The organism is Bacillus haynesii, assembly GCF_014042035.1.
Taxonomy (GTDB): Bacteria; Bacillota; Bacilli; order Bacillales; family Bacillaceae; genus Bacillus; species Bacillus haynesii.
This window is the reverse complement of sequence record NZ_CP059494.1, coordinates 176,140-194,339: the sequence shown is the minus strand read 5'-3', so window position 1 is coordinate 194,339 and position 18,200 is coordinate 176,140. Positions and strand designations below refer to the sequence as shown.

At 48.2% G+C, this 18,200-nt stretch carries 15 protein-coding genes, 1 other RNA gene and 1 other annotated feature; of the genes, 2 read left to right on the top strand and 14 right to left on the bottom strand.

Features of this window, described 5'->3' with window-relative positions; all coding sequences use genetic code 11:
* Positions 1 to 26: 26 nt before the first annotated feature.
* The 4 genes from H2R00_RS00940 to cymR form a co-directional block, all read right to left on the bottom strand.
* Entirely contained in the window at positions 27 to 677 is a 651-nt protein-coding gene (locus tag H2R00_RS00940) for a tetratricopeptide repeat protein (protein WP_182070296.1), read from the bottom strand.
* Positions 678 to 772: 95 nt separating this feature from the next.
* The gene (gene mnmA, locus H2R00_RS00935) at positions 773 to 1,891 is read right to left on the bottom strand and encodes a tRNA 2-thiouridine(34) synthase MnmA (RefSeq protein ID WP_182070295.1); all 1,119 of its coding nucleotides are present in this window, start codon (positions 1,889 to 1,891) and stop codon (positions 773 to 775) included.
* Between the two features lie 105 nt (positions 1,892 to 1,996).
* A complete protein-coding gene (locus tag H2R00_RS00930; protein ID WP_182070294.1) occupies positions 1,997 to 3,136 on the bottom strand; it encodes a cysteine desulfurase family protein in 1,140 nt (379 codons plus the stop codon).
* A 20-nt stretch (positions 3,137 to 3,156) separates the two neighbouring features.
* Entirely contained in the window at positions 3,157 to 3,573 is a 417-nt protein-coding gene (gene cymR, locus H2R00_RS00925) for a cysteine metabolism transcriptional regulator CymR (protein ID WP_023855382.1), read from the bottom strand.
* A 533-nt stretch (positions 3,574 to 4,106) separates the two neighbouring features.
* Here cymR and H2R00_RS00920 point away from each other — a divergent pair.
* Entirely contained in the window at positions 4,107 to 5,372 is a 1,266-nt protein-coding gene (locus tag H2R00_RS00920) for a replication-associated recombination protein A (protein WP_182070293.1), read from the top strand.
* An 82-nt stretch (positions 5,373 to 5,454) separates the two neighbouring features.
* On the opposite strand, the gene H2R00_RS00915 is transcribed toward H2R00_RS00920, so the two are convergent.
* The 5 genes from H2R00_RS00915 to H2R00_RS00895 all read right to left on the bottom strand — a co-directional run bounded on the left by H2R00_RS00915 (position 5,455) and on the right by H2R00_RS00895 (position 10,241).
* Positions 5,455 to 6,219 carry a tRNA threonylcarbamoyladenosine dehydratase gene (locus H2R00_RS00915; RefSeq protein ID WP_154995783.1) on the bottom strand — a complete coding sequence of 255 codons (765 nt, stop codon included), beginning with the start codon at positions 6,217 to 6,219 and terminating at the stop codon, positions 5,455 to 5,457.
* A gap of 153 nt (positions 6,220 to 6,372) precedes the next feature.
* Positions 6,373 to 6,567: non-coding RNA, 6S RNA (gene ssrS / locus H2R00_RS00910), on the bottom strand.
* 68 nt (positions 6,568 to 6,635) lie between these two features.
* Complete coding sequence (aspS, locus tag H2R00_RS00905) at positions 6,636 to 8,414, bottom strand: aspartate--tRNA ligase (protein WP_182070292.1); 1,779 nt, start codon at positions 8,412 to 8,414, stop codon at positions 6,636 to 6,638.
* A 14-nt stretch (positions 8,415 to 8,428) separates the two neighbouring features.
* Positions 8,429 to 9,703, bottom strand: a complete 1,275-nt coding sequence (gene hisS, locus H2R00_RS00900) for a histidine--tRNA ligase (protein WP_154995787.1) — start codon at positions 9,701 to 9,703, stop codon at positions 8,429 to 8,431.
* Positions 9,704 to 9,782: 79 nt separating this feature from the next.
* Positions 9,783 to 10,022: a binding site (T-box leader), on the bottom strand.
* 54 nt (positions 10,023 to 10,076) lie between these two features.
* On the bottom strand, positions 10,077 to 10,241 hold the full coding sequence (locus tag H2R00_RS00895) for a YrzK family protein (protein ID WP_094777454.1): 165 nt from the start codon (positions 10,239 to 10,241) through the stop codon (positions 10,077 to 10,079).
* A 142-nt stretch (positions 10,242 to 10,383) separates the two neighbouring features.
* Here H2R00_RS00895 and H2R00_RS00890 point away from each other — a divergent pair, with 142 nt between their 5' ends.
* The gene (locus tag H2R00_RS00890) at positions 10,384 to 11,955 is read left to right on the top strand and encodes an N-acetylmuramoyl-L-alanine amidase family protein (protein ID WP_182070291.1); all 1,572 of its coding nucleotides are present in this window, start codon (positions 10,384 to 10,386) and stop codon (positions 11,953 to 11,955) included.
* 29 nt (positions 11,956 to 11,984) lie between these two features.
* Here H2R00_RS00890 and dtd read toward each other — a convergent pair whose 3' ends face one another.
* The 5 genes from dtd to H2R00_RS00865 form a co-directional block, all read right to left on the bottom strand.
* Positions 11,985 to 12,428: a D-aminoacyl-tRNA deacylase gene (gene dtd / locus H2R00_RS00885; RefSeq protein WP_154995791.1), complete on the bottom strand. Its 444-nt coding sequence runs from the start codon at positions 12,426 to 12,428 to the stop codon at positions 11,985 to 11,987.
* Between the two features lie 13 nt (positions 12,429 to 12,441).
* On the bottom strand, positions 12,442 to 14,643 hold the full coding sequence (locus H2R00_RS00880) for a RelA/SpoT family protein (protein WP_154995793.1): 2,202 nt from the start codon (positions 14,641 to 14,643) through the stop codon (positions 12,442 to 12,444).
* Positions 14,644 to 14,812: 169 nt separating this feature from the next.
* Positions 14,813 to 15,325 (bottom strand): adenine phosphoribosyltransferase, encoded by a 513-nt coding sequence (locus H2R00_RS00875; protein ID WP_154995795.1) that lies wholly within the window; start codon positions 15,323 to 15,325, stop codon positions 14,813 to 14,815.
* 17 nt (positions 15,326 to 15,342) lie between these two features.
* A complete protein-coding gene (recJ, locus tag H2R00_RS00870; protein ID WP_154995797.1) occupies positions 15,343 to 17,691 on the bottom strand; it encodes a single-stranded-DNA-specific exonuclease RecJ in 2,349 nt (782 codons plus the stop codon).
* Between the two features lie 71 nt (positions 17,692 to 17,762).
* Entirely contained in the window at positions 17,763 to 18,056 is a 294-nt protein-coding gene (locus tag H2R00_RS00865; RefSeq protein ID WP_154995799.1) for a LapA family protein, read from the bottom strand.
* Between the last annotated feature and the right edge of the window lie 144 nt (positions 18,057 to 18,200).

Below are 18,200 nucleotides of genomic sequence, written 5' to 3'. Positions count from 1 at the left end.
AATCCGTCATGACGGCCCTTGATCAATCAAGCTTCTTCCAAAAGCTGCTTGGCGCGAATGCTGAGCATATGGTCCGGCAGAATGTCCAGCGCCTTGTTCAGCATGTCAAGCGCTGTTTTCCGATCTTCCTTAAACGCATAGGCAACGCCTAAATTATAAAATGCATCTGCATGGGACGGGTCGCTCTCCGTTACATTTGAAAATTCCGTGATCGCTTCGTCCAGCATCCCTTCATTGGCAAGGCACATCGCGTATTGAAAACGGGCTTCGACATCCGCATCGTTCAGCTCAGCGGCTCTTTGCAAATACGGCATCGCGAGCTTCGGCTGCTCAAGCTTCACGAGCGTGGTCCCGAGCATATAATATAAGTCGCTGTTTTCCATGCCCGTCCGATGCGCTTTTTCGAACATGTCCTTCGCTTCTTGATACCGCTCTTTCATGACATAGACATTCCCCGCTCCATAATAAGCGGCTCCCGCTTTCTCATCCAAAGCAGCCGCCCGGTCGTAAAACTTAAGCGCCCTGTCCAATTCGCCGACTGCAGATAGCAGATTGGCAAAGTTGATATAAGGCACCGGATCTCCGCTGTTTTCATCAATTGCCTTTGTAAAGGCTTCTGCGGCTTTTTCAAAATCGCCTTTTTGCATTGCATCTATTCCAATTTGATTGTAATCCAAAAGCCCTCTCCCTTTCACGAACTATTTTAAAAAAGGCCGCCGACATTGCCGGCAGCCGTTCGAGAAGCTCCGGGGTGTAATCCAGAGCCCCGGTTTTATACATACCAAAGTTGTTGTCCGTCTTTAAACACATCATCAATCGTTCCGCCGCCAAGGCATTCTTCGCCTTTGTAAAAGACAACCGCTTGTCCCGGCGTAACGGCGCGGACCGGCTCTTTAAAGACAACTTCCGCTTCATCTGTCCCGGTCATTCTGACAGTGACTTCATGATCTGCTTGGCGATAACGGAACTTGGCCGTGCAGGTGAGCTCGTCTTCACCGCCGAAGACGCCCTCATGCACAAAGCTTACGTTTGTCGCCGTGATCTTATCGGAGAAAAGAAGCGGATTGTCAAATCCTTGGTCTACATACAAGATGTTTTTTTCAAGGTCTTTTCCGACGACGAACCAAGGCTCTCCGCTTCCGCCTATGCCGAGGCCGTGCCTTTGTCCGATTGTATAGTACATTAAACCGTCGTGGCGGCCTTTGATTTCGCCTTCCATCGTCCGCATATCTCCCGGCTGTGCTGGAAGGTACTGGCTGAGAAACGTTTTGAAGTTCCGTTCCCCGATAAAGCAGATGCCTGTGCTGTCTTTTTTGGCAGCTGTCGCTAGCCCCGCTTCTTTTGCGATGTCCCTGACGCGGCTTTTTTGAAGCTCGCCGATCGGAAACAGCACTTTGCTTAACTGCTCTTCTGTCAGCTGGTTTAGAAAATAGGTCTGATCTTTATTTTCGTCAAGCCCTCTGAGCATTTTAACACGCCCGTCCGTACGGTCGACCCGCGCATAGTGGCCGGTGGCCAAATAATCGGCTCCAAGCGACAAAGCATGCTCCAAAAAGGCTTTAAATTTAATTTCTTTGTTGCACATGACATCTGGATTCGGCGTTCTGCCCGCTTTATATTCATCAAGGAAATATTGAAAAACCTTTTCCCAATACTGCTTTTCAAAATTCACCGCATAATACGGAATCCCGATTTGATTACATACTTTTATGACATCTTCGTAATCTTCTGTCGCTGTGCAAAAACCGTTCTCATCTGTGTCATCCCAGTTTTTCATAAAAATTCCGATGACATCAAAGCCCTGCTCTTTCAAAAGCAAAGCCGCCACAGAGGAATCAACGCCTCCGGACATTCCGACGACCACCCGTGTATCTTCAGGCCGCTTCGCCATTTTCATCAACTCCAATAAATCAATTCAAAAACTTGTCCTTTCAGATCATATCATCATTTTCAAGCAGGATGCGAATCTTTAGCTCGGAGCATTGCTTCCCGAAATTTATGACAGGCGTTTAACAATTTTCGCAAGTTCTTTCGCGGCGCGCTCCACCTGCTCCTCTGTATTGCCAAAGCCGAAGCTGATCCGTATGGATGACGTCAGCCGATCGTCCTCCTCGCCAAACATGGCGGAGAGAACATGAGACGGAAGCACAGATCCGGCCGTGCACGCCGATCCGCTCGATACTGCAATTCCCGCCATATCGAGATTGACGAGCAGCGATTCAACAGATACTCCCGGAAAATACAGATTCAAAATATGCGGCAGGCTGTGCTCCCTGCTGCCGTTCACATCGAAGGAGACGCCTTCAGCTTCCAGCGTACGGGTGATGATGTCTTTAAACCGGCTGTAAAGCGCAGATTTTTCCTCTCTTTCCTGACCTGACAGCAAAACGGCTTCACCGAGCCCCGCGATTCCCGGTACATTTTCCGTACCCGCCCGGCGTTTGCGTTCCTGCTCTCCTCCGAAAAGAAGCTGGCTGAGCTTGACGTTTTCGTTGACGTATAAAAAGCCTGTCCCCTTCGGTCCGTTAAGTTTATGTCCGGAGACAGACATCATATCGATACAGCTTTTTTGCACATCAATCGGCAAAAAGCCGAAGGCTTGAACCGCATCTGTATGAAACAGCGCCCGATGGTCCTTTAGCAGATCCCCGATCTCATCTATCGGCTGAATCGTTCCCACTTCATTGTTTCCATACATCACCGTCACCAGGATGGTTTCGTCCCGCAACGCGTCTTTCACCTGCTCAGCAGAGATTCTTCCGCTTTCATCGACATCAAGATATGTGACGTCAAAGCCCATTTCTTCAAGCCTGTTGCACGTATGCAGAACGGCGTGGTGCTCGATCTTTGTCGTGATGATGTGGCGGCCCTGCTTCTCTCTCGCCAGCGCGCTTCCGAGAATCGCCATATTGTCGGCTTCGGTTCCCCCGCTCGTAAAAACGATTTCATTGGGATGCGCTCCGATTTCCCGAGCGATCAGCTCCCTCGTGCCGTCAAGCCATTTTCGGCTCTCCCTTCCAAAGGAATGAATGCTCGAAGGGTTTCCGAAGTTTTCCGTTAAGTAAGGCAGCATTTTTTCCACTACCCGGGGGTCAGTCGGAGAAGTCGCTGCATGGTCTAAGTAAATCCGTTCCATCCTACCATTACACCTCGATCTTAAATGTAAAACATATACGCTTCTTGCTCGCCCTCTGTATAGCTGGCCAAGTCTTCAAGCGTCGTGGAGTCCAGCACTTCCTTGACAGCATCGCGAATCTTGATCCACAGTTCGCGCTTTGCCGGCTCCTCATTTTCAAGCACTTCCACCGGGCTGATCGGCCCTTCCAGGACGCGAATGATATCGCCCGCCGTAATCGCCTCAGGCTCGTCACCCAGAATGTAGCCGCCGTAGGCGCCGCGGATGCTTTTCACAAGCCCGGCGTTCCGCAAAGGTGAAACAAGCTGTTCCAAATAATGTTCCGATAAATCGTTTGTCTGAGCAATACTTTTCAAAGAAGTCGGGCCTTCCCCATGCTTTTTAGCAAGCTCAATCATAATCGTCAGCCCGTATCTGCCTTTAGTTGATATTTTCAAAATAAACACCTCTAACCTATAATAAATCAAGCCTTCAGGACGAAGGTTCTCGGCGTTTTTCGCAGGACGCGAAAGTTCTTAGCCGAGTCTCCTTTACACCAGGACGAATGTACTCATCGTTTTTCACAAGATGTGGAAGTTCTTAGCCAGCCAAGTCTCCTTCACACCAGGACGAAGGTTCTCGGCATTCCTCGCAGGACGCGAAAGCCTTTAGCCGAGTCTCACTCCGGACGAGGACACTTCGCGCTCCTCACAGGCGCAAAAGCGCCCGGTACATCCTAATTAGGCATAAGCCGATCTCCAAGTGAAACACCGGTGCAAGCCGGGTGTCGGTTTCAAGCATCTGTTATATATTAAAAACTCGGTTGGGACAAGCTTCCAGCCTTGCCCGTCTGATAGATTACAGGTTATTATAGCACACTTTATATAAACTTTCATTTTCGGCCTTATATTCAGCTTGCCATATTCATTTCTTTTCTAATCGTCTTTTTTCCGTTACTCTATAAAAAGAATACATTCGGGAGAGATCAATCATGAAACCACTCGCATTTCGAATGCGCCCTACAAAAATCGAAGAGGTTCTCGGCCAGGATCATCTGGTCGAAGAAGGAAAGATCATTCATCGGATGGTGCAGGCCAAACACCTCTCATCGATGATTCTGTACGGCCCCCCGGGCATCGGCAAAACATCGATCGCCACGGCGATTGCCGGCAGCACGAGCATCGCTTTCCGAAAGCTGAATGCTGTCATCAATAATAAAAAGGACATGGAAGCCGTTGCTGCCGAAGCAAAAATGTCAGGACAGGTCATCTTAATCCTTGATGAGGTGCACCGGCTTGACAAAGGCAAGCAGGACTTTCTCCTTCCGTATTTGGAAAATGGCATGATTATCATGATCGGGGCGACGACAGCCAACCCGTACCATGCGATCAATCCGGCGATCAGAAGCAGAACGCAGATTTTCGAGCTGCATCCATTAGACCCTGAACAAATCAAGACGGCTATTAAACGGGCGCTTGAGGATGAACACAGAGGCCTCGGTTCGTATGACGTTGCCGTCGATGATGAAGCGCTTGACCATTTAGCCCGCGGCTGCGGCGGAGATGTCCGCTCCGCTTTGAATGCGCTCGAGCTTGCCGTATTGTCCACAAAGGAAAACAGCGGGGGAACCATCCGCATTACATTGGAAATCGCAGAAGAATGCCTGCAGAAAAAAAGCTTTGTCCACGACAAAGATGGAGACGCACATTATGATGTCATTTCCGCCTTCCAAAAATCGATCAGAGGCTCTGATGTCAATGCTGCACTTCATTACCTGGCAAGGCTCATTGAAGCGGGGGATTTGGAAAGCCTTGCCCGAAGGCTGCTTGTTATCGCCTATGAAGATGTCGGCCTGGCGAGTCCGCAGGCTGGAGGAAGAACGCTTCAAGCCATTCAAACGGCGGAACGGATCGGATTTCCGGAGGCAAGGATTCCGCTGGCCAATGCCGTGATCGAGCTTTGCCTGTCTCCTAAATCGAACTCGGCGATCCTTGCGGTTGACGAAGCGCTGTCAGACGTCCGTGCCGGAAAGATCGGCGATGTGCCGAACCATTTAAAAGACGCTCATTATAAAGGAGCTGCAGAGCTTGGCAGAGGGGTGGAATACAAATATCCGCACAATTACGAGAACGGCTGGGTCAAACAGCAGTACCTGCCTGATCCGCTGAAAAACAAAGTTTACTATCAGCCGAAGCAGACGGGAAAATTTGAGCTCGCGCTGAAACAAGTATATGAAAAGCTGATGAAACAAAAATAACAAACAGCCTGTTCCCTTTCATATGGGAGACAGGCTGTTTTTCCTTAAGAAAAAACGACAGCAGAAGTCTGTCGTTTTTGTATTACTTATCTTTCACCCTTTTGATCGGAATATCTTTCAAAAGCTCCATGATCACATGGCCGCCCATGATCAAGCCTGCGACTGACGGAACAAAAGCATTTGAAGACGGCGGCATCTGCGCTTTGCGGATTTTCGCCTCATCATTTCCGACGACTTGGCGTACGTCTTCGCGGATCACGATCGGGCTTTCGTCAGAAAAGACGACTTTAATGCCTTTCGTAATGCCTTCCTTGCGAAGCCTCGTCCGGATGACTTTTGCAATCGGATCGGTGTGGGTTTTTGAAATATCGGCCACTTGGAACCTTGTCGGATCAGTTTTATTGGCCGCTCCCATGCTTGAAATGATGTTGATGTCCCGCTTCAGGCACTCTTTCATTAAGTGAATTTTGTAATGAATCGTGTCTGACGCGTCGATCACATAATCCGGTTCATAAGCAAAAAACTGTTCATACGTCTCTTCGGTATAGAACATTTTTAAAGCGATAACATCGCACTCCGGGTTAATATCGGCGATTCTCGCTTTCATTAAGTCAACTTTCGGCTGACCGACCGTTGACAGCAAAGCAGGCAGCTGACGGTTGACATTCGTGATGTCAACATCGTCTTTATCGACCATCACGATTCTGCCGACACCTGAACGGGCGAGCGCTTCCGCGGCGAAAGAGCCGACCCCGCCGACGCCCAAAACGGCGACCGTGCTGTTTTTTAAAATATTTAAACCTTCTTTTCCAATCGCTAATTCATTGCGTGAAAACTGATGTAACAAGAATCTCACTCCATCTTTATAAACAGTTACCGATAGTATCTTATCATAATCGGGTGATTAAACAAGCGGTCTGTTTCATTTTCCCGTCATATTTTTTCACTTCGCTTCATAGATTATCCTATGTATGGCCGATACCGGCCCTTTCAAGCACAAAAAAGTCCCGATTGTGCCGTTGTCGTATTCCTTCGTTTTGATCCCGCTCTCGGCAGGTGGGTGTTCTGTTCCAAACTTTGCAAGTCCTCCAGCACACGAGTGATAAGAGGCATTTGCTCCATTTGGAAACATCGAACTCCCAAGTAAAAAAATGTTCGGTCAAAACTAGGTGTACAACAAACACATCAGGACTTTATTTGTTAAAAATGATATCATACGTCCCTTTGATTTTCAATGGGATGTACAGCCGTATATTTTACAATTTACTGTCGAATTTTGCGTTTAATTTCAAGGTGCAGCTCATCAAGCTGAGCATTGTCGACCTCGCTTGGCGCTTCGGTCATCAGGCAGCTTGCGCTGGCCGTTTTCGGGAATGCGATCGTATCCCTCAAGTTCGTACGGCCGCTGAGCAGCATCACGAGCCTGTCAAGACCGAGCGCAATTCCGCCGTGCGGAGGAGCCCCGTATTCAAAAGCCTCGAGCAGGAACCCGAATTGCTCCTTCGCTTCTTCTTCTGAAAAGCCGAGAAGGCCAAACATTTTCTCCTGAACGTCTTTTTCAAAAATACGGATCGATCCGCCGCCAAGTTCATAGCCGTTTAGGACAAGGTCGTAAGCCTGCGCCTTCATGTCCTGCGGGTTCGTCTCAATCAGCTTGAGATCCTCCCTGACAGGCATTGTGAACGGGTGGTGCGCGGCATAGTAGCGGCCTTCCTCAGCATCGTACTCGAGAAGAGGCCAGTCGACAACCCATAAGAAGTTAAACAAGCTTTCATCGATCAGGTTCAGTTCTTTACCAAGCTTTAAACGAAGCGCACCCAGCGCGTCATTGGCAACTTCAAGCTTGTCGGCCACAAAGAGAAGCAGATCCCCAACTGCGGCGTCAAGCGCCTGAACAAGCGCCTCCTGTTTTTCTCCGGCAAAAAACTTCGCAATCGGTCCTTTAAGTCCGTCCGCTTCCGTTTTCAGCCAAGCCAGCCCTTTTGCTCCATAGTTTGCAGCAAACTCTCCGAGCGCATCGATATCTTTGCGAGAGTAGTTTGCAGCGGCTCCTTTGACATTGATCGCTTTGACCGCTCCGCCGGTCGCCACAGCCGAAGCGAACACTTTAAAGTCCGAATCCTTCACTGCTTCTGACACATCCGTCAAAAGCATACCGAAGCGCGTATCTGGTTTGTCAGAGCCGTATCGGTTCATGGCATCCTCATACGACATTCTAGGAAGCGGCAGCGAGATTTCAATGCCGTGCGTTTCACGCATCACGTGCGCCATCATTTCTTCCGAGAGCTTCATGATGTCTTCCTGGCTCATAAATGACATTTCGATATCGATTTGCGTAAACTCAGGCTGACGGTCTGCGCGCAAGTCCTCATCCCTGAAGCAGCGGGCGATTTGATAATAACGGTCAAAACCTGACACCATCAAGAGCTGTTTAAAGATTTGCGGAGACTGCGGAAGCGCATAAAATTCCCCTTCATGCACACGGCTCGGTACAAGATAGTCGCGCGCGCCTTCAGGCGTGCTTTTTGTTAAAACAGGCGTTTCAATATCGAGAAAGCCGTTGTCATCCAAAAAGCGGCGGACAGCTTTTGTGACGTTATGACGCATTTTCAGGGAGTTGAACATCTCCGGACGGCGCAAGTCGAGATAGCGGTGCTTCAATCTGATGTCTTCAGACACTTCTGCAGCCTGGTCGCTGATCGCAAAAGGAGGCGTTTTGGCCGCACTCAGCACCTCGACCGATTCCGCCTGAATTTCGATTCTTCCGGTTTTTAAATTCGGATTGACTGTTGCTTCTTCGCGGGCAACGACTTTGCCTGTAATATCAAGCACATATTCGCTTCGGATGCTTTCAGCTGTTTCCAGGGCTGCTTTGGAAACGTCCGGATTAAACACAACCTGCACAATGCCGGTACGGTCTCTCAAATCAATAAAAATCAAGCCTCCGAGATCGCGTCTTTTTTGAACCCATCCTTTTAAAACGACGGATTCTCCGATCACCTTCTCCGTTATTTCGCCACAATAATACGTTCGTCCAAACAAAGCGGTCCTCTCCTTTAACTTTCAGTGTTTGTTTTCAAAAAACGGATGAATTCATCGAGGCCGATGGCCTGTTGATCTCCTGTTTTCGCATCTTTGACATTCATTTGATTTTGGTTCAGTTCATCCTCGCCCAAAACAGCGATATATTTCGCATTGAGACGGTCAGCGGATTTAAACTGGCCTTTCATTTTTTTCTGTTCATAGTCGATTTCGGCGGAAATTCCTGCTTCTCTCAGTTTATAGAGGAGGGAAACGGAATAGTCTTTTGCTTTGTCGCCAAGTGTCACGATATAGCAGTCAATGCCTTCATCCGTTCCGACTTTTACATTTTCGGCGTCCAGTGCGGCGAGAAGGCGTTCGATGCTCATCGCAAAACCGATGCCCGGCGCTTTCGGTCCGCCGAACTCCTCGGTAAGGCCGTCATAGCGCCCCCCGCCTGCAAGCGTCGTAATCGCCCCGAAGCCTTCGGCATTGCTCATAATTTCAAAAGCCGTGTGATTGTAATAGTCAAGCCCTCTCACCAGATTCGGATCGACCTCAAATGCAATGCCGATGTCGGTCAGATATTGCTGTACTTTTCCAAAATAGGCTTTAGATTCTTCATTTAAGTAGTCAAGAATCGAAGGAGCCGTTTTCAGCAGTTCATGATCCCTGTCTTTTTTGCAGTCCAGAATCCGTAGCGGATTTTGCCGGAGGCGTGTTTGACAGTCTGAACAAAACTCATCGATCCGCGGCTCAAAGTGGCGGATCAGCGCTTCTCTGTGAGCGGTTCGGCTCTCTTTGTCGCCGAGGCTGTTAATGACAAGCTTCAGATTGCTGAGCCCCGCTTTCCGGTATACGCTCATCGCCAAGGCAATGACTTCCGCATCAATCGCCGGATCGTTCGAACCGATCGCTTCGATGCCGAATTGATAAAATTGGCGGTAGCGGCCCGTCTGCGGCCTTTCATAGCGGAACATCGGTCCGATGTAGTAAAGCTTCGTCGGCTGAACCGGATTTGCAAAAAGTTTGTTTTCCACAAAAGAGCGTACTGCAGATGCAGTGCCTTCAGGACGAAGCGTCAGGCTTCTTCCTTTTTTGTCTGCGAATGTATACATTTCTTTTTGCACGATATCGGTCGATTCTCCCACCCCGCGGGAAAATAGTTCTGTATGTTCAAAAATAGGCGTCCGGATTTCTTTATATTGATACGCATGACACGTTTCTCTCGCAATCTTTTCGACATATTGCCAGCGTTCCGATTCTCCGGGGAGAATATCTTGTGTTCCCCTTGGAATATTAAATCCCATTTTAAAATCCTCCTCATGACTTAAATGCTTTTTTCATTTATAGAAATAAAAAAACCCCCGAGCCTACTATAAAACCAATAGTAGGGACGAGAGTTATACCCGTGGTGCCACCCTAGTTGGAACGATAAACCCGTTCCCGCTCATGCCTTTAACGCAGGTTCACGTCCGCCGCCTAATTGCTCGCATGTTCTGCCGGGCTTTCAGCGGGAAACCTTCGGAGTGTTCATTCGGTCAAGATACCGTGCAGACCGCTTTCAGCCCAGGGCGGTTCCTCTCTTTTCACGTACTCTTGCCTACTATTCTCCATCTTCAGTTCAGCTCATATGTACACTAATTTATATTATAATACGAGTGTTATGTTTGCATGTCAACCCTATTTGCGGTTCTTTTTATTCTGAATTGATTCTTTGGACGTCAGCCCAAGCTCAGTGGCCGTTTCTTCCATGAAGCCGGCGTGCTCCGGATCCGCATGCTCCTTTAGATGCAGATTCGCATCTTGCTCATGGATCGCCCTGCCCATTCTTTGATTATACCTCATGCAGCAACATCCTTTTGATATCTTTTTTCTATAGTATAAACAAATCATTTTCATTTTATTAAAAAAACGGCAAGGAATATACGATATAGAAGAAGAAGTAGTGTTCCAAGTTTTTTACCGAAAGGAGGAGATGGGTATCAATATGAAAAAAAGAACGGTATTGATCCTATCGATGATGCTGGCAGCGCAAGCAGCCTTTTATACATCGTCAAACACAGCTTCTGCAGCCATCGGGGAAGCCGTGATTGCCACCGATGAAATCAATGTCAGGAGCGGTCCTGGACTGAGCCACGAAATCGTCAGCGTCGTCAGCCGGAATGAAAGCTATCCGATTCTCGAAGAACGCGGGGATTGGGTCCAAATCCAGCTGAACGGCGGACAAAAAGGCTGGGTCGTATCCTGGCTGATCAAGAAAAAAAGCCAAATGTCCAGCGGGTCTGATTCCGCATCGGAAAAAGTCACATCTTCCGAAGCAAACTTAAGAATCAGAAAAGGCCCCGGCACTTCATATGAAGTCCAAGGCGTATTCCCTGAAGGAGAACAGGCTGACCTGCTAAAGACCGACGGAAAATGGATGAAGATTTCCTATCAGAACATCACAGGCTGGGTCCATTCAGACTATGTCAATCAAGGTTCAGGCCCGAAACAGTCTCAATCGTCTTCATCACATGCTTCATCAACAAAATCAGGATCGGTCGGCGTATCCACCTTAAATGTCAGGAGCACAGCTTCCCATCAAGGACGGATTATTGCCACGCTCCAACGGAATGCAAGCGTGACGATTTTAAACGAACAGCACGGCTGGTATGAAATCGAATTTAATGGACAAAAGGGCTGGGCCGCAAGCCATTATATTCTCGAAGGAACCAAACAGAAAAGCGGAACTTCGGAAACAAGCAGCGGCTCCGGGTCAAAACAGCAGGCCACCATCGTGTATGAAGGCACAAATGTTAGAAGCGGGCCTTCAACATCCTCAGCGATCGTCAAGCGCGCGGGGAAAGGCGAGTCTTACCCGATCGTCTCAGCAAAAGGCGACTGGTATGAAATCAAACTGTCAAACGGCAATTCCGCTTATGTGGCAAGCTGGGTCGTTCAGACCGCTGACCAGTCAGGCTCAGCCGGAGATTCGAAAAGCGCAGCACCGCCTTTGGCAAAGCGGTCGAGCGCGAGCGGGACAATCAAAAATAAAACGGTTGTCATCGATGCCGGACACGGAGGACATGACAGCGGGACAATCGGAACGCGGGGGACGCTCGAAAAACGGCTGACCATCAAAACGGCAACGCTACTTGCCGCGAAACTGAGAGCCGATGGCGTCAACGTCTATATGACGCGGAATGACGATTCTTTCGTCAGCCTTCAGTCGCGGGTCGCGACCTCTCATTATCGAAACGCCGACGCTTTTATCAGCATTCATTATGATAGTTTTCCAAACGCGTCCGTAAGGGGAAATAGCGCCTATTACTACAGCCCTTCAAAAGACCGGAAGCTCGCAGCAGACGTGCAGTCCGAGATCGAAAAGCACTCGCCTCTGCCAAGCCGCGGCGTATTATTCGGGGACTACTTCGTATTAAGAGAAAATAAACAGCCCGCCGCATTGTTTGAACTCGGCTACTTGAGCCATCCTCAAGAAGAAGCGGTTGTCAGCACGAACGCTTACAGAGAAAGAGTGACAGACGGCATCAGAAGCGGCTTAGAAAACTATTTTGACTAATATAAAAAGCTCCCAAATGGGAGCTTTTTTTATGCTTTCGAGTCCATAATAAACGTGACGGGACCCGAATTTGTCAGCCTGACATCCATCATTTCTCCAAATCTTCCCGTTTCGACAGTGACACCTTTTGCGCGGAGCATGCTGTTCCACTCCTCGTACAATTGAAGCGCCTGATCAGGCTTTGCCGCTTTTGTAAAATTCGGCCGTCTTCCTTTTTTCGTGTCGCCGTACAAGGTAAACTGAGAAACCGATAAAACGGAGCCTCCGACATCTAAAAGCGACAGATTCATCTTTTCGCCTTCATCTTCAAAAATTCGCAGATTGACAAGCTTTTCCGCCAAATATGCGGCATCCTCGCTCGAATCTTCATGCGTCACGCCGACAAGCACCATCAAGCCGAGGCCGATTTGACCGACAGTCTCGCCTCCTACCGAAACGCTTGCATCTGTGACGCGCTGAACAACTAATCTCATGACGCTTTTCCTCCTAATTCATCACCCTGCGCACGGAGTAAATATCTTTGATTTGCTTGATCCGTTCAACTACTTTATGCAAATGATTAATATTTTGAATGAAGATGGCCATATGGATCGTCGCCACTTTATTGCGGTCAGATTTACCTGAAACAGATGAAATATTTGTTTTTGTCTCATTAACGGCCTGAAGAACTTCATTTAGAAGTCCGCGGCGGTCATAGCCGAGAATTTCGATTTCGACGTTATATTCTTTTCTCCGCTGCGTCTGCGGTTCATGCTCCCATTCTACTTGAATCAGCCGGTCGAGCGCTTCATTTGTTAAAACGTTCGGGCAGTCCTCACGATGGACGGAGACGCCCCGGCCTTTTGTAATGAATCCGACGATCGGATCTCCCGGAACAGGGTTGCAGCATTTTGACAGCCTGATCAGAAGGTTGTCAACGCCTTTGACGCGAACGCCCGCTTCGCGTTTCTTCCCTTGGTAAGGTTTCGGTTCAGGCGTTACGTCCTGAACGCTTTTCACCTGTTCTTCCTGATCTCTGATCTTCCGTTCTTTTTCCGTAAGGCGATTTGCAACTTGAGCGGCTGTAATGCCGTTATAGCCGACTGCGGCATACATGTCTTCTTCATTGGCAAAGTTGAATTTGTCGGCGACCTTCTGCAGATTTTCTGCTGTTAAGACGTCTTTCACTTCAAAGTCAAGGTTTTTAATTTCTTTTTCAACCAGTTCTTTGCCTTTTTCGACGTTTTCCTCTCTGCGCTGCTTTTTAAAGAACTGACGGATTTTATGCTTCGCCTGAGATGTCTGCGCAAGGTTGATCCAGTCCTGGCTCGGACCGTACGAATGCTTGGATGTCAGAATTTCTACGATATCCCCTGTACGCAGCTTGTAATCAAGCGTGACCATTTTGCCGTTTACTTTCGCCCCGATCGTTTTATTGCCTATTTCTGAATGGATCCGGTACGAAAAGTCGATCGGCACGGAGCCTGACGGCAATTCGATGACGTCTCCTTTCGGCGTAAAAACGAACACCATGTCGGAAAACAAATCGATTTTAAGAGATTCCATAAATTCTTCGGCATCGCTCGACTCATTTTGAAATTCCAAAATTTCACGGAACCAGGAGAGCTTTTTGTCAAAGCTTGAATCTTCATTGGCATTTTTGCCTTCTTTGTAAGCCCAGTGGGCCGCGATTCCGTACTCCGCAATTTCGTGCATTTCAAACGTCCTGATCTGGACTTCCAGCGGATCCCCCTTTGGACCGATGACGGTGGTGTGGAGCGACTGGTACATGTTCGGCTTCGGCATTGCGATATAGTCTTTAAATCTGCCCGGCATCGGCTTCCAGCACGTATGAATGATGCCTAAAACCGCGTAGCAGTCCTTGATGCTGTTGACGAGTATCCGGACTGCGAGCAAGTCGTAAATTTCGTTGAATTGCTTGTTTTGCATGGCCATTTTTCTGTAGATGCTGTAAATATGCTTCGGCCGGCCGGAAAAGTCCGCTTTAATATTGACCTCTTCGACGCGGCTTTTCACTTCGTTTACGACCTCGTCGACGTACAATTCCCTTTCGGCCCGCTTTTTCTTCATCAAATTGACGATCCGGTAATATTGCTGCGGATTTAAATACCGTAAAGCGGTATCCTCAAGCTCCCACTTTATTTTTGAAATCCCAAGGCGATGAGCCAGCGGAGCAAATATTTCAAGCGTCTCATTTGAAATTCTGCGCTGCTTTTCCTGCGGCAGATGCTTCAGGGTTCTCATGTTGTGAAGGCGATCCGCCAGCTTGATCAAAATGACGCGGATGTCCTGAGCCATAGCCACAAACATTTTCCGATGATTTTCTGCCTGCTGTTCTTCCTGTGATTTATATTTAATTTTCCCAAGCTTCGTGACGCCGTCGACAAGCATCGCAACTTCTTCGTTGAATGCTTCCTTTAAATCTTCAAGCGTTACGCTCGTATCTTCCACCACATCATGGAGAAATCCTCCCGCTATTGTGGCGGGGTCCATTTCCAAATCGACGAGGATTCCTGCGACCTGGATCGGATGAATAATATACGGCTCGCCCGATTTGCGGTATTGTTCGCGATGTGCGTCTTCCGCGTACTGATAAGCCTTTTTTATAAAAGCAACATGTTCATCGGAAAGGTAACTTTTCGCCTTCTCAATGACTTGCTCAGCAGTTAATACTTGTTCGTTCGCCATGGAATCACCTTTTTTATAATTGAAAACTGTATTGTAATTATTATCAAGAAAAATGTCACAGATGTAAAGAGAAGAAATTCAAAAGGACTTTTGCCGGCCCCGGAATACTATATGAATAGGAAAAAAAGCACCCGCTTTTTATGAGTGCTTTTTATAGTATAAATTCTGTTTAGTATTGCATCAAGGTTAAAATATCATATCCGTCCAGTTTATTTCTTCCTTCAAGATATGTCAGTTCGATCAGGAAAGCGATTCCCGCCACGACGCCGCCGAGCTCTTCAACAAGCTTAATCGTTGCTTCAATCGTCCCGCCGGTTGCAAGCAGGTCGTCAGTGATCAAGACGCGCTGCCCCGGTTTAATGGCATCTTTATGGATGGTCAGGACATCTTTTCCATATTCCAATCCGTAGTCGACTTTGATGACTTCGCGCGGCAGTTTGCCTTCTTTGCGGACAGGCGCAAACCCTACCCCAAGCGAATATGCGACAGGGCAGCCGATGATAAATCCTCTCGCTTCAGGTCCCACGACGAGATCGATCTGTTTTTCTTTCGCATACGTTACAATTTGATCTGTCGCGTAGCGATAGACGTCGCCTTTGTCCATTAATGTTGTAATATCTTTAAATTGTACGCCTTCCTTCGGGTAATCCGGCACAATTGTCACATACTTCTTCAAATCCATCTGTCTTCATGTCCTCCTCATACTTTATAAGCGCCGGCGTTTTCCGCCATCCGCTTATCCAGCCACTGTTTAAGCTCATCCGCCGAAGAATAAATGAGCTTTTGCTCCAATTCAATCAGGCGCTGTTTTTCCCGGTAGGTTTCAGAATCTGTTAGATCGCGCTTTTCGGCATGATAAACAACAGATAAAACACCATTCTCTATTGTAACAAAACCGAGCTCAAAAAACACCTTTGTCATAAAATCAATTGTGTCTTTTGTCCAGCCTTTATGTCTGGCAAGCTCTCCGCCATATTTCGGCAAGTCAAAAGAGCCTCTTTTCAGGAGGAAAGCATAGTACCATTTAAAATATTCCCTTGTTGGAAATGTTGAGAAAAAATGTTCGTCTGATTGATTAAAAATCAGATAAATGCGCTCCAGTTTTTTGCCTTTTATTAGATGATCAAAAATGTCGAGCGACTGGGGAATATCTATAAATACCGCATAGCGGTTCTCAAGGTCGAGACGCTCTGCATCTTCAGGGCCGCTGATGACGGTCAGCTCTTCTTCAAGACCTGTCCCTGCCAGCTTCGCTTTTGTTTCCTCGCGGAAGCAGATGCACGCCCGTTTTGCAGGGTCCAGCTGCAATATTTTTTCTTCCCATGACCGTTTTCCCCGCAGATCAAACAGCTGCCATTCATTGACGGCCGCATCTTTGATCATCAGCTGCGGTTTTTTTCTGTTGTTCCACTCGTTAATCGACAGTTCCCCGACAATCGAGATCTTTGCTCCAGGAACGATTCCTTCTTCGATAGCGCCTTTATAAAATCCGATGCAATCGAGCTTGTTCTCGCCGTCTGCCAGGACAAGCTTCAAGTGATTCTTATTGGCGCCGATTTTCCTGGCATCGTCAATTTTAACGTCGCTGACAAGAACGAACGGCTTCGGGTTTCCCGTGCCGAACGGCGCCAGCATATTCATTTCGGCAATGCTGTCAACCGTTATATCTTCGAGCCGGCAGCACAAATCGATGTCTTGGACAGGAATAAAATCTTCCTCGGTCAGAACCGCTTCAGCCTGACGGTTGATTCTCTCCCTTAGAGCCGAAACATCTTCCAGATTGAGCGTCATTCCGGCTGCCATCGGGTGGCCGCCGAAGTGCGGGAGTATATCCCGGCACTCTGAAAGGTTTTGAAATAAATCAAATCCCTTGATGCTGCGCGCAGATCCTTTGGCGATGCCTTTTTCTTCATCGATGCCGAGGACGATCGCGGGCCTGTAAAACCGCTCGACAAGCTTTGAAGCCACGATTCCAACGACGCCCGGGTTCCAGCCCGGCCGCGCCGCGACGATCACCGGCTGGTCAAGGCCTTCCTCCTCGATCATCTGAACGGCTTCCTCTGTCATCTGATTGACGATTTTTTGGCGCTCCTTGTTCAAGGCGTTGATGTCTTCAGCAAGCTCTTCCGCTTCTGTTTCATCTTCTGTGTTCAGAAGGTAAACGGCCGGGTCAGCCTGTTCAATTCTGCCGACCGCGTTTAAGCGGGGCGCGATTTGAAAACCGATGGTCTCTTCATCCGCACTATGTATCTCCGCTCCGGCAATTTTGGTCAGCGCTTTTAATCCGGGGCGCTTCGTTTTCCTGAACTGTTCCATGCCGCGCTTGGCAATCTGCCTGTTTTCATCATGAAGCGGCACAAGGTCGGCAATCGTGCCGATCGCACAAAGGTCGAGCAAATCTTCCGGGAGCTCTCCGTTCAAGGCATGGGCAAGCTTAAATGCCACACCGACGCCGGCAAGCTCTTTAAATGGATAGCCGCAGCCCGGCTGTTTCGGATGAATGATCGCATAAGCATCCGGCAAAACAGGACCCGGCTCATGGTGATCCGTAATGATCAGATCGACGCCAAGCTCTTTGGCGACTTCAGCTTCATGAACGGCAGCAATGCCTGTGTCCACTGTGATGATCAATGAATAGCCTGATTCTTTGATCCCGCGAAAGGCCGCTTCATTCGGGCCGTACCCTTCTTTAAAGCGGTCAGGTATATAAAAATCGGCTTGTGCTGAACATTTTTTCAACATTTGTAAAAGGACAGTCGTGCTTGTCACACCGTCCGCATCATAATCGCCGTAAATCATAATCTTTTCTTGATCTAAAATTGCCTGTTTGATTCGCCGTACAGCTTTTTCCATATCTTTCAGCAGATAAGGATCGTGAAAAACAGCATCCTTGCCATATAAAAATGAAGATGCTTTGTCGGCTGTATCGTAACCTCTCATGACAAGCAATGAGGCGGCAAGGGGAGTAATGCCTAACCTTCCGGCGAGCTGCTCCACCTTTTCTTTGTCGGGCGTTTGCACGTCCCAACGCATTTTTGACGCTAACATAAATTCACCCCTCAACCACACTATTATACTAGAGCGGCATGAGGGGATTCAATTTATTTCGTGCAATCTTTCTAGTCTTTCTGATTTTCGGGCGCTGCCGTTTCGGCTTCAAGTTCAGGATGCTTTGCTGTTTCTTCTCTCTTGAGCGCCTTCAGCTCTTTTTTCAGCCGCATGATCTGGAAAGCGCCGGCCGAGCCGATGATAAGCGCCCCCATCAATACCGACACCAAAATGACCAGGATCAAGGGCCATTCTGCCGTTCCAAAAAGAAAGTCAACCTTCACCGGTTCAACATTAATGACCGCGAAAACAGCAACAATTAATGTAAAAATAAGTGCAGCAATTAACGTCCATTGTTTGTTCATGAAATATTCTCTCCATTCGCGTCGTTTTCTAGCGTTATTTTCCCGCTCTGCTCCAATTTTAAACAAAAAGAAGATCGATAGAAAGCCGCCAAAACAACTTTTTTTCAAACCAAAAAAAGACCGCCCGGCAGTGCGGGCAGTCCA